The organism is Polynucleobacter sp. AP-RePozz3-80-G7, assembly GCF_018882145.1.
GTDB lineage: Bacteria > Pseudomonadota > Gammaproteobacteria > Burkholderiales > Burkholderiaceae > Polynucleobacter.
The window spans coordinates 34,234-49,026 of record NZ_JACVPC010000004.1 but is presented as its reverse complement, the minus strand read 5'-3'; the positions used below and the strand labels follow the sequence as shown (position 1 = coordinate 49,026).

At 40.2% G+C, this 14,793-nt stretch carries 15 protein-coding genes; 4 read left to right on the top strand and 11 right to left on the bottom strand.

Annotated elements, in window-relative coordinates; all coding sequences use genetic code 11:
* Positions 1-69: 69 nt before the first annotated feature.
* Complete coding sequence (locus tag ICE90_RS08770) at positions 70-861, top strand: hypothetical protein (protein WP_216192072.1); 792 nt, start codon at positions 70-72, stop codon at positions 859-861.
* Positions 862-871: 10 nt separating this feature from the next.
* On the opposite strand, the gene ICE90_RS08765 is transcribed toward ICE90_RS08770, so the two are convergent.
* The 7 genes from ICE90_RS08765 to ICE90_RS08735 all read right to left on the bottom strand — a co-directional run bounded on the left by ICE90_RS08765 (position 872) and on the right by ICE90_RS08735 (position 7,051).
* Positions 872-1,606, bottom strand: coding sequence for a hypothetical protein (locus ICE90_RS08765; protein ID WP_216155170.1), 735 nt, complete (start codon positions 1,604-1,606; stop codon positions 872-874).
* 121 nt (positions 1,607-1,727) lie between these two features.
* Positions 1,728-3,377: a chaperonin GroEL gene (gene groL, locus ICE90_RS08760; RefSeq protein WP_215320974.1), complete on the bottom strand. Its 1,650-nt coding sequence runs from the start codon at positions 3,375-3,377 to the stop codon at positions 1,728-1,730.
* Between the two features lie 28 nt (positions 3,378-3,405).
* Positions 3,406-3,696 (bottom strand): co-chaperone GroES, encoded by a 291-nt coding sequence (locus ICE90_RS08755; protein ID WP_072582790.1) that lies wholly within the window; start codon positions 3,694-3,696, stop codon positions 3,406-3,408.
* Positions 3,697-4,200: 504 nt separating this feature from the next.
* Positions 4,201-4,875, bottom strand: coding sequence for a hypothetical protein (locus ICE90_RS08750; RefSeq protein ID WP_215301660.1), 675 nt, complete (start codon positions 4,873-4,875; stop codon positions 4,201-4,203).
* Positions 4,876-5,008: 133 nt separating this feature from the next.
* Entirely contained in the window at positions 5,009-5,632 is a 624-nt protein-coding gene (locus tag ICE90_RS08745; RefSeq protein ID WP_215301662.1) for a hypothetical protein, read from the bottom strand.
* 14 nt (positions 5,633-5,646) lie between these two features.
* Positions 5,647-6,597: an ImmA/IrrE family metallo-endopeptidase gene (locus ICE90_RS08740; protein WP_216192070.1), complete on the bottom strand. Its 951-nt coding sequence runs from the start codon at positions 6,595-6,597 to the stop codon at positions 5,647-5,649.
* 55 nt (positions 6,598-6,652) lie between these two features.
* Positions 6,653-7,051 (bottom strand): helix-turn-helix transcriptional regulator, encoded by a 399-nt coding sequence (locus ICE90_RS08735; RefSeq protein ID WP_216192068.1) that lies wholly within the window; start codon positions 7,049-7,051, stop codon positions 6,653-6,655.
* Positions 7,052-7,097: 46 nt separating this feature from the next.
* Here ICE90_RS08735 and ICE90_RS08730 point away from each other — a divergent pair, with 46 nt between their 5' ends.
* Positions 7,098-7,730, top strand: a complete 633-nt coding sequence (locus ICE90_RS08730; protein WP_216192066.1) for a sce7726 family protein — start codon at positions 7,098-7,100, stop codon at positions 7,728-7,730.
* Here ICE90_RS08730 and ICE90_RS08725 read toward each other — a convergent pair.
* Genes ICE90_RS08725 through ICE90_RS08710 form a run of 4 tightly spaced genes read right to left on the bottom strand, consistent with a single transcriptional unit; the run spans position 7,639 to position 11,801 of the window.
* On the bottom strand, positions 7,639-8,712 hold the full coding sequence (locus ICE90_RS08725) for a beta family protein (RefSeq protein WP_216192064.1): 1,074 nt from the start codon (positions 8,710-8,712) through the stop codon (positions 7,639-7,641). The two genes, ICE90_RS08730 and ICE90_RS08725, sit on opposite strands and share 92 nt — an antisense overlap.
* Before the next feature lies 1 nt (position 8,713).
* Positions 8,714-9,406 (bottom strand): phosphoglycolate phosphatase, encoded by a 693-nt coding sequence (gph, locus tag ICE90_RS08720; RefSeq protein ID WP_216192062.1) that lies wholly within the window; start codon positions 9,404-9,406, stop codon positions 8,714-8,716.
* A gap of 8 nt (positions 9,407-9,414) precedes the next feature.
* On the bottom strand, positions 9,415-10,584 hold the full coding sequence (locus tag ICE90_RS08715; protein ID WP_216192061.1) for an MFS transporter: 1,170 nt from the start codon (positions 10,582-10,584) through the stop codon (positions 9,415-9,417).
* Complete coding sequence (locus tag ICE90_RS08710) at positions 10,581-11,801, bottom strand: L-tyrosine/L-tryptophan isonitrile synthase family protein (RefSeq protein WP_216192059.1); 1,221 nt, start codon at positions 11,799-11,801, stop codon at positions 10,581-10,583. Before ICE90_RS08710 ends, ICE90_RS08715 begins: the two co-directional genes overlap by 4 nt.
* Before the next feature lie 89 nt (positions 11,802-11,890).
* Between ICE90_RS08710 and ICE90_RS08705 the strand changes: the two genes are divergently transcribed.
* Entirely contained in the window at positions 11,891-12,826 is a 936-nt protein-coding gene (locus ICE90_RS08705; RefSeq protein WP_216192057.1) for a GlxA family transcriptional regulator, read from the top strand.
* An 877-nt stretch (positions 12,827-13,703) separates the two neighbouring features.
* Positions 13,704-14,789 (top strand): DUF262 domain-containing protein, encoded by a 1,086-nt coding sequence (locus ICE90_RS08700; RefSeq protein ID WP_216192055.1) that lies wholly within the window; start codon positions 13,704-13,706, stop codon positions 14,787-14,789.
* Positions 14,790-14,793 lie beyond the last annotated feature (4 nt).

Sequence of the window (14,793 nt, the reverse complement as noted above, 5' to 3'; positions counted from 1 at the left end):
CTTCGGGCGGTTTTTTATTACACTAAACAAACTTATCAATATAGCCACACCACCTTACGAGAGCTTGGTATGAATTATTTTCTTGGGAATCACCTCGGCATTGTTAAATATGCGCCCCTCATATTTTTTTCATCCATCCTGACATTCTTATTGATAGGTTGGCTATATGGCAGATATCGGGCTCGCACTTCCGAACATGTTATTGTCCGCGATTCATTGGCAACAGCAATTTTTGGGCTTTCAGCGCTAGTGCTTGGCTTTACTTTCTCAAATGCTGCCGATCACTTTGATACTCGAATGCGTGTCATACGTGATCAGGCAAATAGTGCGAAGCAAGTTTACCAATCTAGCAGTTACCTAAACCCTAAAGATCAGGCTATTGTTAAAGATACATTACAGCAAATGATTACCTTGAGAATTTCTGTATACGAAGACATCAAAACATTTGATGATCTCGACGGCAAGCTCGATGCCATGGGAAAACTATTAAACAAGTTAAATAAAGAAATTAATGAGTCAATACCTCGCGCACCAGCTAGTACCAAGGATTTAGCCAATACCGTTTTAAGACCCCAGCTCACTCACCTTTTAGACATTTACCAAGAGGGGATACTCAATGCAAAACACCATCCCCCTGCAATTATTGAACGCTTTTTATTTGCTCTACTCTCAATAGGGGCCTTGCTAAGCGGCTACTCGATGGCAGTTAAGAAAGAGGAGGACTGGTTCCTGACGGCCCTGTACTTAGGTTTGATGGGATTTGCACTGTACGTGATTTTTTCTTTGGAATTTCCACATCAACTACAGAGCTCGGAATACATTAATGCCGACTTTTTGAGACTTCAAAAGGCTTGGCAGTAACATCACAACACTACCTTCTCTGGTAGCTATTGGATAAATTGTCCTGCAGTACATAGGCAATGCCATTGGCTACCAAAGAAAGCTCTTGATCGAGTACTCGGCTGCGGTAAGTCCAACCAGCAGGTAATTTCAACTGCTCGCCCAATACTGGAAGATCTTTCATATTGAGAGCAGGATTAACGATTTGTGAATAAGATTGCATCACATACACGTCACCTCCAGGGGAGGTGAGTTCATATACAGCGCTACCAACTCTATAAATGAAATTAGTAGTACGAGAAATTTCATTGGGGGTGTATTGTTTGCTACCCATCAATTGCTTGAGCAAGCTCAACTGGATAGTTGCCCGTAAATTCATCTCTATACCATCAAAGGATTCTTTGACGTCATTGACAGTGCTGCCTGCCGCCTGTATTTCATCCATCGTCCAATAACGAGGACCATTTAACAGGACAAAGGACGCATCAAATTTTTTAGAAATAGAGTCTTTAGTTAACTCTTTCCACTGGGCTTCAGGGCAAAGATTAAGTCCTTGCGTATTAAATACCTTTACTTCCAAATTGAGCCAAGCTCGCTTGCCCACCAGAACTTCGCAATAACGCTGATTACGGAGATTTGAGACACTTTTCTGAAATACCAGCTGAGAGTCAGCGGATTGAGCAATTACACCCCCACAAAGAAGGATAGAACTCAGAAAGAGTGAGCCCATTGAAATGAGGAGACTTGCTTGAGTGCGACCGGTCATCTTGAAGCCCGTTCCAGTGGTAATGTTGGGTAAAGCTTACTCCTATAAAGAAAAAGCGCCTGGTCTTTTGAACCAGGCGCTCTTATTTCTACAGCCAGAAAGCTGTGGAAAGTAACAGCTATTACATCATGCCGCCCATTCCACCCATTCCACCCATTCCACCCATATCAGGCATACCACCAGCAGATTCATCTTTTGGTGCTTCGGAGATTGCGCAATCAGTTGTCAACAACAAGCCAGCAACAGAAGCAGCATTTACTAATGCAGTTTTTGTTACCTTAGTTGGGTCGATAACACCTTGTGCAACGAGGTCGCCGTATTCACCAGTAGCTGCGTTGTAGCCGTTATTGCCTGTACTTGCTTGTACTGCATTAACAACCACACCAGCATCTTCACCAGCATTGCTAACGATCGTACGCAATGGCTCTTGCATAGCGCGTAATACGATGCTGATACCAGCGTCTTGATCAGCGTTATCGCCTTTCAAGCCCTTAATACCTTGCATTGCACGAATCAACGCTACGCCACCGCCAGGAACAATGCCTTCTTCAACTGCTGCACGAGTTGCGTGCAATGCGTCGTCAACACGAGCCTTCTTCTCTTTCATTTCCACTTCAGTAGCAGCACCAACACGAATCACCGCAACACCGCCAGCCAATTTGGCTACGCGCTCTTGCAATTTCTCTTTGTCGTAGTCGCTAGTTGCTTCTTCGATCTGAACACGAATATTCTTCACACGAGCTTCAATCGCTTTAGCATCGCCAGCGCCATCGATGATGATGGTGTTCTCTTTGCCTACTTCGATACGCTTTGCTTGACCTAAGTGCTCAAGAGTTGTTTTTTCGAGTGTAAGGCCGATTTCTTCAGCGATTACTGTGCCGCCAGTCAAAATCGCGATGTCTTCCAACATGGCTTTACGACGGTCACCGAAACCAGGAGCCTTAACAGCGCAAGTCTTGATGATGCCGCGGATGTTGTTCACCACCAAAGTTGCCAAGGCCTCGCCTTCAACATCTTCTGCAATGATCAACAATGGACGGCCAGACTTTGCTACTTGCTCGAGTACTGGGAGCAAATCACGGATGTTAGCGATCTTCTTGTCAAACAAGAGTACGTATGGGCTTTCCAATACGGCAACTTGTTTTTCTGGTTGATTGATGAAGTATGGAGAGAGGTAACCGCGGTCAAACTGCATACCTTCAACTACTTCAAGCTCGTCTTCTAATGACTTGCCATCTTCAACAGTGATAACGCCTTCTTTACCTACTTTTTCCATGGCTTCTGCAATGCGCTGACCAATGCTGTGGTCGCTGTTTGCAGAAATAGAGCCTACTTGAGCGATTTCTTTAGTAGTGGTGCAAGGCTTGCTGATTTTTGCGAGTTCTTGAATAGCAGCTGCAACAGCCTTATCAATACCACGCTTCAGGTCCATTGGGTTATGGCCCGAAACAACATACTTCATGCCTTCGCGAACGATAGACTGCGCCAATACAGTAGCGGTAGTTGTACCGTCACCAGCGATGTCAGCAGTTTTGGAAGCAACTTCCTTAACCATCTGCGCGCCCATGTTCTGGAGCTTGTCTTTGAGTTCGATTTCTTTTGCTACGGATACACCATCTTTAGTGATCGTTGGTCCACCGAATGAACGCTCGATTACTACATTGCGACCTTTTGGTCCCAAAGTTGTTTTCACTGCATTAGCAAGAATGTTGACGCCTTCGACCATCTTGGTGCGGGCGTTATCTCCAAATACAACGTCTTTTGCTGCCATGATTAAATTCCTCTCTTAAATACCGAAATTACTTCTGTACAACAGCCATGATGTCGTCTTCACGCATCACGATGAGTTCTTCGCTGTCAACTTTTACTGTTTGACCTGCATATTTGCCAAACAACACGCGATCGCCTACTTTGACGTCAGGTGCGTTTAATTTGCCGCTGTCATCGCGCTTGCCCGGTCCTACTGCCAAAACTTCACCTTGATCAGGCTTTTCTGCAGCAGCGTCAGGAATAATGATTCCGGAAGCAGTTTTTGATTCTTGATCTAAACGCTTGATGATTACGCGATCATGTAAGGGACGCAAATTCATCTCTTCTCCTATGTTAGTAAGTGTTAACTATTTAAATAAACTATATAAATCAATGCTTTGTAATCTCTCACACGCAAACTAAGGCTAATTTATCTAAAAACCAGCTGTTTTAGCACTCGCGTGTAGGGAGTGCTGATTATATAGGTCTCATTCCTGGGATTTCAAGGGCGGATCACCATAAATTCTTTAAGGATTTTGACGATATTCACCAATCTTGAAACTTTCGTCATTTATCTTGAAAACTTATAGCGCTACAACTCATTGAAAAAATTAATAAATTTCCAGAATTACTCGTAAATGAGTAAAAGCGATAGGTTTCTATGCTGGAAAAAGAGTTTATTCATCAAAAAATAAACGGTAATTTCGAAAATAAACTTGTCTAAATTTCACAAAATTTACGCTTAATTTTCTGAGAAATTCGCGATTCAGGGTTAGGAAAGATTTATGCCGCCCCCTTTTAGAACTTTTATCTCATATCTTGAAAATTACGTTATTTGAATTTGGTCAGGGCTGGGAATTTCTAAATTTAGCCAAAGAGAGTATCAAGTCACCAAAGTTATATATGAGGCGATCTAACTCCCATCCCGTAAGGCCACATTCTTTTGCAAAACGAATGAGATTTTCCTCAAGGGCTCTAGATTTAATATCAAAGCCGAGTTTCTTTGCAAAATTTTTTACTCTTGAATCCAAGGCGATAGCATTCACAAAATCAGGGTCGCAAATATTCATCCATATATCGTTGGAATATTTTTCACCAACACCATTGAATTGCCTAATCCAAAGTTGCTTTTCTGATTTCCCCTTTAGACTCAACATAATTTTTGTTGCCTTCCTTGGACCTCCAAGCGATTTTACTTTTACGTAATTTTCAGAAAGATAATGGGCTTTTTGCGCCCGCATGCGTGGAACCCCAGCTTCATACAATTCTTTTAAGATGGCTTTCTCTCTCGCCCTCCTTGTTTTTGGTAATAAATCAAATCTAAGCGCTTTGTCATATCGACTCATAAATGACTCTGCATTTAAAGAGGAGCCTGAAGTGGCGGTAACGCTACATAGACTGCGCCATAGAAGATCTAAATTTTTAGATTGGCAAATTGATTTTTTTCTTATTAACAAGAGCTCATCATGCAGGTTAATCGTCATTCCCTGCGCTATAAATTTTTGGATTTTTGTCTTCATAGTTTGACTATAAGCTCATACCCCATCGAGCCAAGAAAGTCATAATCCCTAAAAACGCTCAACAATCTTCCCTCAAATTGCCCCAGTTTAGGAATTTCTTTTTAAGAACCGCAATATCTCATAAGACCTACAATTAAGAAGGCCTCAAGAAATATCCACACTCGTCGTAGAGCTCTCTCAAATAAGATCCGAGAGCTTCTCTAATGCTTTCCTCACTTGCATCGCATTGACTACCCAAAATAACCATAATAGTTTTATCAATTTCCCTGGCTGGGCAGAAATGCTCTCTCACCCAAGTAACCCCATATTTATCAATTAACTTAAGTAGCAATATCTCAACGCAAATAAACCTATTTTTAAGGAGCTCAATATTTGAAGTTTTAGGAATTTTTGACAAAGCCCGTAGGGCTCTTTTATCACCGGTTAGAACACATGCTTCTGAGTGCTGCGCAACAGTAGAAAATATAATTGCTTCGCCTGCGTCAATTCCAACCACATCAGATAACTCCTGAAAAATATCCATTTCAGAATTGAAATCTAAATTCATCTTATCAATCACAGAGCTAGCCAATTTGGCCGCTTCAACCGTCTTAAATATTTTTCCATCCGGCGCACTTTGAGCTTTTAGTGCCCGATATTTAAGACTAGATAGAGTTGCGGCCTCCGCCCATTCAAACCCCAATAATTCTGGTAAAGAATCTAATACATCCCAGTGAGCACATTTACATAGCGCATCAACATCAAAGAAAATATGCATGATGGCTTGAATGCCTAAGACTCTAGGGGAGAATATCCCGTGATTCTGAAAATCAAGTCCTGAACATCATTTGATAAATCATCAAATGCAATTCCAGATGCCATAGATCTAATGATTTCCTTTTGGGCATCAAAATCTTCTCTTAAAAATTTTAAGGCGCTTGCCGCATCAGACCAACGTTTTGTTCGAAAGGCATATCTCAGAATCAAATGCCCAGCAGAACAGCCCAGCAAATTTGCCGCCGCTCTAGCATTAGTGGCTAAGGTAATTGCGGAATCAAAATCACCCCAGCGCTCTTGCGTTTCCTGCGCCAATGGGCCGCCCAAAATATTTAGCGCAAACTTATCGGCCTCCAACTCCATGCTGTCACCAGTATTATCAGAATCAAAAGTGCTTTCCTGTTGCAGAGCTATGTCCACAATAGAAGAATTTTTTTCCAAATGCCCTAGTGCAATATGTCCTAATTCATGCGCAAGAATGAAGCTAAGCCACGACTTCGAATTATTTTTTTTCGCTAAAATGATGACAGGTCTGTCTCCAACCTTCAATGCCGCTCCATCCATTTTCTTAAGACCAAATGGCAGGTTGGACAATGAAATTACTGGTACACCCTTCCTCCAGCAATAATTTAGAAGGGCATCAAAATCTACCGAACCTTTACCAATAGCTCGAATTTCTTTATTTAACTCCCAAACGTTTTTTGGTAACGCTTGATAAGGCACCTTAATGCTAGAAATGATTGCGTTAGAAATTGAAGATGCAATTAAAGTACTTGCCTGAAAATCTTGCGGATTAACAAGCGCATTGCGTTTATAAGATATATTGGCAACCGCACCCTTGGGAAATAGCTCCCCTTTAGATAGGGCAGCAGCATCCAAGCTCAAGGATTTCGCTATTCCGAGCACCAATTCCCACATTCCATCAGGTGAGCTTGCTATTTGATCATCCCACCAACTCGGTAGCAATGATGAGATCTGTGCTTTATTGAGTCCAAGCTCTTTTAGAGTTGAATAAAGCTGCTTAATCGTAAGTATGTTTTTGATCCCCTTGAGTATTTGCTAAGTTTACAGCTTGTATTTGGCGCACGATTGGGCCAATAGCCTCAACCAAGATACCTAATACTTTGGCTGAGCTTGCTTCGCCATCCCAAACCTTGTCAATTGTTCGATATAGATTATCTCTATCTACTTCAGTATTCTTGGCATAATTTAATGGTATTTTGGCATAGATGCATAATTTTTGAACGTCTTCTGTAATACTTTTTGTTCTACCTTTAAGAATTCTATTTAGTTGATATTGTTTTACACCAGACTCATTTGCTAATTGAGTTTGTGACATTAATTTAGATTTTAAAAATTTTAAAAGCTCGCTTGATATTCGCAAAATATCGGGGCTTATCACTATTTTTGTTCTTGACATATTTGGCATTATAAGGCATAATTAAAAAAGTAAAATTGCTAAACAAATGAAACCAATTGCCGAAACTGAAATTCGAAAAGCGCTGCTAGATCTGCTTGGTGACACAAAAGCAGAGGATTCGCTGTTAATTGAAGAATTAACCCTGGAGAGTGGTGGCGCACGTGTTGATATCGCCCTCATTTCAGACAAACTACTTGGATTCGAAATTAAGAGTGACTTTGACACTCTTGATCGACTCTCAAATCAGATACATAGTTACAACAGAGTCTTTGATGAGATCACCTTGGTAGCGGGCAAGACATTTATCGATATTGCTCTAAAGATACTTCCGTCTTGGTGGGGGCTATTAGAGGCCTCAAGGGATGAAATGGGCTTTGTTAACCTCAAACAGGTAAGGCTCACAAAATTAAATGCCCAGCAAAACTCCCAAAGCATAGCTTCCTTGCTTTGGAAAGAAGAGGCGATAAACCTGCTTAAACAAGAGGGCCAGAAAGGCGCTCCCTTAAGACTAAATAAATTAAAGCTTTATGAATTAATCGCGCAATCGGTTAGCAAGGAAGATGTCAGGGAGTGGGTCACCAGCACGCTTAGATCCCGAACAATGTGGCGCAATTCCGAACTGTTAAAGCCAAGTGGTGACTTGTTGCATCACGTCGCCACGTCGATAAATTACCAGTAGGGCTCCCAGCCTGCGCATGATAGCAGTATCGATCATCACCAAAACTAAATCCCTGCCCAGAGTAGTCTGGATCCGATATCAATATTTGGCATAACTGGTTGTACTGGTTAAAGCCCGATGTTCTAGTGCCCCCTGCCTTTAATAGCATCCAATCATCATTTAGCGCGTATCTAATAGCGGCAGAAGGATTGATTTTTGTTGGGTCAATATCTCCTAATATTTCTGGGTTAGTAACACTATAGTCTCCGAAATACACATGATGATCCTTAAACTTCTTTATTGTCTTTAGCCATGTAAGCCACTCTATACGAGGCAATAAAGTTGCACCTTTTGGAATGCCAGTCAAATTAAATGGAAACGATCCGCCAGCCAAGGTAATTGTAGATGCCTTATTTGTAACAATAGCTTCATCAATATATGGAAATGCATTAATAGAAAGGCTGGAAGGATCCGCGTCTACAACACTACCAAGATCAATAAGAACATGAAGCTTAAATGATTTTCGGTGTAGCAATCTATAGGCATTAGAGATGATTTCATTAACTTGCGAATGAAGATACATTGGAGTTTTGATTCGCAAAATAATGTCATTAAATTTGCTTAATGGGTCTGATTTACCTGAAACTAAAGGCAACATCGATGGATAGATTACTGGAATAACCTGAAATCCATTTTGATAAAGGGGTGTACATACACTGCTTACTGTTTGTACCTGCTTTGAGGGATCTTGCATATATGAGCTCGCATCAATTGCAACGGGATAGGCTTGACCTTTCATCTGCGTAAGAATTTTTAACAGCTTAGTTGCATCTGACTTAATGACTTCAGCTCGTGTGGAGGAACCTCGAATTACCATAGGCTGCAATTCTATAAGTGGGACCAGATGTTTCCGATCGTGATCATCTACTTTAATTAGGGCCCCCTGCTCACCCTGCTTCCATTTCAAAATAGGCATATATAAAAATTGGTTTTGATTGTTCATATTAATTTCCATTGAAAGAATATTGGGTAATTGCTGAATAAATCTGATCAAATGAGCTTATTAGAAGGTCGCAATTTATGGTGGATAATGGGCGATCAGATGAATAGCCATAAGAAACTCCTATTGCCCTTGATCCAGCCGCACGCGCAGCGGCAATATCACTTATCGAATCACCGATATGAGTATTCATACTTGCCTTTGATTTAATCTTACGACAGGCAAAAAGTATGGGTATGGGGCTAGGCTTTAAAGCCGCTGTACTACCCCCGGAAACCACAGCATCAAAGTAATTTATAAGCCCAAGGTTTTCTAACAATGGATGGCAGAATCGGGTGGGCTTATTAGTAACGACTGCTAGCTTATATCCATCCCGAGTCAATGCCTGCAAGACCTCACGCACCCCTGGGTAGACTACTGCTGTAGACCCATTCAATCTAGAGTAAATGTCAACATATAGCTTTGACCCCCTATCAAAAAGCTCATCTACTTTTTGCTCCGATTGAGCAGCAGCAAGTATGCATCGGGCAATAAAGTTATCAGCGCCTTTTCCAATAAATTTTTTAATGAGTGAAAATGATAGCAAGGGAAGACCCAACTCCAACAACATTTCATTGGCTGTTAAATACAGATCTTGGGCGGTATCAACTAAAGTTCCATCTAGATCAAAGGTTACAGATTTGATATTGTTATGCATAGCAATTCTTAATCCAATCTCAAGCTGATCCTATTCGAGCGCATGATAAAAATAATCCCCAGGGCCAATAAAATAATTGGAATGCTTGCGTAAATATTAATAGCTTCCCAACCAAAATTATTTACTAGTCTTGCTGAAAAGAAAGTAGCAATTGTTACGCTTAAGAATACTAAGGTATCGTTAAACGATTGAACTAGTGATTTCTCAGTTGGGCGATATGTCTCAGTCAGCAATGTAGTTGAACCTATATACAAGAAATTCCAACCTACACCTAAAAATATTAAGGCCAATTCAAAATAAACCAGCTCATCACCATTAATGGCAACAACAACTCCCAATAATATAGCCATGCACCCTAAAAGCATGACAACATAGACTCCAATTTTTCTTATCAATATCCCCGTAAATAGTGATGGTGCAAACATTGCAACAATGTGCCACTGAATGACGGTCGCAGTTTGAGAAAAATCTAAATGCGCACAAAGCATTGCTAGAGGCGTTGCGCACATTAATAAATTCATAATTGAATAGCCGATAACACCACCAGAAACAGCAAGAAGGAACCTGGGGTTTCTAGCTAGCTCATATAGGGATCTTTTCGAGCCAGCATCATCTTCTTTTGAGACTCTTGCTAGAGTCATCCTGCTTGCAAAAAAAGCGCCAAGTAATGCAACGACAATCAAACTAATAAAACTTGCTAAAAAAGTAGGTTGTAATATATTTTTCGTATATCTTGCCAATATTGGTCCGGCAATGGCGGCAAGTATTCCACCAGTAAGAGTAAGGGATATCGCAATACTCTTTGAGTTTCCTGGAACGGCTTCTGCAGCTGCAAACCGATAATACTGTCCAACTGCATTAAAGATTCCAATAAGAAATCCAGCCAAAGCAAACAACATGAAACTACCAAAATTAATTCCAATTGCTGCTATAGATAGGCCAATAGCCCCGAACAATGCCCCCATTAGAAAGATTAATTTTCTACCGTACCGCTCCATTAACCTAGCAATCGGATAGAGCAAAATCATAGTTGCCAAATATTGAACCGCTAGAGGCAGCGTTGCTAAATCAGGCGAGGAAAGCTGCAAGCCAATTAGTGCCGAAGAGGACAAAACTAAGCTAATTACTGTCATCATTGATGCTTGCGATAACGCCAGCAGTGCAATATTTAAATTCATTGCAAAGGCCTAGTAATTTCATAGTACTGAATGACCCCATCAGTATCAACGACTTTTGTATAGCGTGGATTACCCACTACACTTATTTCATGAACAATCTCCATGCGCTCACCCCCATCTTTCACACTTTCGGTCACCAATGCAATTCCGTGATAGGGAAGCAAGCGTGAACTTAACTTATATTTTGGATATAAACGCAACCCCAAAACAGGAATCTTTTTAGTATGAATGGTGGCTCGGATTGCGTTCGGGAAGTAAATATTCTCCCAATTTGTATCTGCAGCAGCTGATTTAAGCGCCCTATATTCAGCAAGTGAAACCTTTGCCAAATCATCTAAATGTGCCAAAGGTTGATTTGAGTGAACACCAAATAATCCCATTAACTCCTTATAACTAAAGCCCATTCTTCTAGAATTAAGGCTGCACTTCATACTCGATAACCAACCCTTGTACTCCTCTTGCGATAAATCGTTCGAGACGGGAGAGGCAAGAAAATGTTGCCTCCAAAATTCGAATCTATCCTGAAAATACAAATTATGATTAGAAAGATAGTCGGTAATATCTAAAATCTTTACTGAATTCTCAATACCAAGATGGAATGTACGGTTTCTAAGTTTTAGCAAGTAATTATGGGCCTCTACAGAGGTATTACCAAAGGGTAGCGCATAGAAAGTACTATCACTAATGACCTGGAACGTTGCTCCAGGTGGATAAAAAGAGCTTATATGACTAGAAATATTGTGAAGGTGCAATAAAGACACGTCTTCAGCAAGGGTCACATCGGTTGGCTGAATGCGTTTGGTTGGATTGCTAATAACGCAAAAAGCCAAAATAAGAATGTCTATAGGTTTTCCATGCTTACAGCATTCCTCAATTCTTTTTCTCCACTCCACGCACTCTCTAAATCTTTTTTTGGAATTAAATTGAAAAGCATTGTGGTTTATTAACTCAATAATTTTTGATGTCACATCTAATTCTTTAGTTTTTTCCAGGAAGGCATCAAGGCTGAAATGTGGTGATTGACTGAGCAATTTAGCTTTTGAGTAATCACCACTTTCTATTATTCGTGTTGGCTGCCATTCCGATCTAGGATCTAATGCTGGCCATATAAAGCCACTTTCAATTTCTGATTGCGAGATTATTTCACCACTTAGGCCAACAGCTATGCCTGCCGGATGATTTTGATTGCTCGATAAGGCTAAGTCATGCAAATACATGGTCAGTCTCCTTGGTTACCTCAATTCGTCCAGAGATACTGCCCTGCTACACTTATGGCGTAAATGACAACTTTATTACTTTTTCTGCCATGCCTAAATTAATTGAATTTTTTATATTTCCAGACTTTCAGTTACTGGACATTTCTGGGCCCATAGCAGCTCTTGAAATGGCAAATAGACTAAATTCAAAAAGCTACTCAATTAAATTAGTCAGTAAAAATGGTGGCCTAGTAAAAAGCTCTTCGGGTGTAGCGCTCGATACCCTCAAGCTAAACAACAGAAGCTCAACGGATACATTAATTATTGCCGGTGGAAATGGGGTCTTTGTTCAAGTTAATGACCCTCAAATTATTAAGTTCATTCAGAAGGGGCACATGAAATGTAGAAGAATCGCAAGCGTTTGTACTGGCGCGTACTTACTTGCAACTGCGGGAATTTTAAAGAATAAAAAAGCCACTACCCACTGGAAAAATGGAGCTGATTTTATTACCAAGTTTCCAGATACTTTTATGAATCCAGACAAAATCTTTATTAAGGATGGTAATGTTTGGACATCTGCAGGCATTAGCGCGGGCATTGATTTAACGCTAGCACTAATCGATGAAGATCTTGGCGAACAAATAGCTAGAGCCGTAGCTCAACAATTGGTTGTATATTATCGTAGACCCGGAGGTCAATCTCAGTACTCCGCATTACTTGAATTAAGCGGTGGCATATTTTCTGAGCTACTGGACTATATTCGAAAAAATATCGACAAATCCCTAAGCGTCAATCATTTGTCAGATATTGCATGCATGAGCCCAAGGCATTTTGCGAGAGTTTTTAGCGCTGAAATTGGTGTTACCCCCGCTAAGGCTGTAGAACAAATACGAATTGAGACAGCAAGCGCAATTTTAGAAAGCGGAAGAGGATCAATGCAGGTGATCGCAAAGCAATGCGGTTTTATTAGCGCAGAAAGAATGAGGAGGGCTTTTGTACGTAACAAAGGTCTATCTGCCCTAGCCCTTAAACAAAGTAGTTTTTAAATTAGATAAATCTCAATTAATGTAATTGGCATGAAAAAATCAAAAGTAAAAAAAATTATTTTGACTAAATTAAATTTATCCGATCAAAAAATGCATCGGAATATTAAACAATATCTTCACAAAAAATTATCCAATTATTCCAACAGCTTAAATTTAGAAGAGCTAAATACCCTAACTCTAGAAACCGAGAAGAAATATCTTTTCGGTATTATTAAGAAATCATCAGTCAATTAATGTATGACCTTTTAACAATGAGCCGCGGCTTTCCAGCAATCATTGATGGCATCACTAAGAACGTATTAGCGAGTCTAGAAATGCTTCAGGATCATTTTGGAGCATACACCAACTCTAATGTGTCAATTTTTTAATAAAAACACAAGGGCAATCGAAAATAAAGTGCGCACCCTTCTAACCTCCAACCCGAGATGGGGTTAATCATTAAAAAAATATTCTCTAATTAAATTTAAGCTATCAGTTTTGCCCATCGCCCCTCTCACTTTTAGAAAAATCTCATTCTGCGGTGCAGAAATCCGAAGAAATCTCAAGTTATATTGCGGGTTTGACCAAAATAGCCATTGCGAGATTTTTTCTAACCCACTGATTTATATAAAATAGTAGATTTCGACTTCAATTGCCGACTACATTTGTCACGCATCTTGGAAATTATTCTAAATATAACCCCATGAATATATTAAGAATTTTTAAATATCCTTTAAAAAAATATCACCCCCACCGGGAAAATCGTTTGCCAAAGAAAATCGCTCACCAAATCCCATGCGTTTGCAAATAATAAACAAAAGACTTTTACTTATACCGCTAGAGGGATAATCTTAAGGATTGGGCGGTCAACTTATAAACATTAATGGCAAAGAAGGCAATGAGTAAAAAAGATGATTTTGAGAGTAATTTTTCCGAGTCTTATGCACCGACAAGACAACCACCAGCCGATATAGTGGTATTTAATGAATTAAGGTCCTGCGCTGATTTACTGAGAATGCACGAAAAGGGGCACTTAAATATCAGACCTTTTTTTCAAAGGGAGAATGTTTGGACCGGCTCAGAGCAGACAAGATTTATTGACTCCCTAGTTAAGCAATTGCCCATACCAAGCATGTGCATAGCCTTTGATTACAACACAAGGAAATGGATAGTTATTGATGGCCTTCAAAGAATGACGGCCATCATCAGGTTTCTTGATGGAAGCAAATCCTGGACACTGTCAAAACTTGAGGATGTGGATCCAAATTTATCTGGCGCTTTATCAAGCGAACTTCACGACGAATCCTCCCAGCTGCATACCTACATTGAACGCGTGGAGAATTTGACTTTACCCATTACAGTTTTACGCTGCAACTTTGATGATGAATCGCACATGGAATATCTATTTAAGATATTCCATCGACTGAATTCGGGAGGGGTAAAACTAAACAATCAAGAAATTCGAAACTGCATTTACTCTGGCAATTTAAATGAAAAATTAATCGCAATTGAGAAGCAAGCAGATTGGCGAGGAATATACCGATTCATAAACGGCAAAAAAGATCGATTTAGAGCTGTCGAATTAATTCTTCGAATCATGGCATTTTCGGAGTCAAGAGAAAGCTATGGAGGCAACCTGGCAGCCTTTTTGAATGATTTTATGTACAAAAATCGAAACGCTGAAAAAAGCAAACTAGATGCCTTTGAGGCTAACTTAATTAAAGTAAGTCAAATTATTGTGAATAAAGTCATCCCGATTATGGAAAATAAAAAACTGGGTTTCACCCAATTAGAGGCATTAGCTGTTGGGATACTGTCCAATATTTCAACCGTAGAAAAATTCGATGCTAATCAACTACTAGAATGCGTCAAGAGTTTTGAGGGAATTGAATTGCTACACGGCAAAGCGCTGAGCGAGAGCACATCCAGAGTAGATAAGGTGAAGGGCAGAATAGTTTCCTCGATAACAGCATTTGCGCATTGAGTCC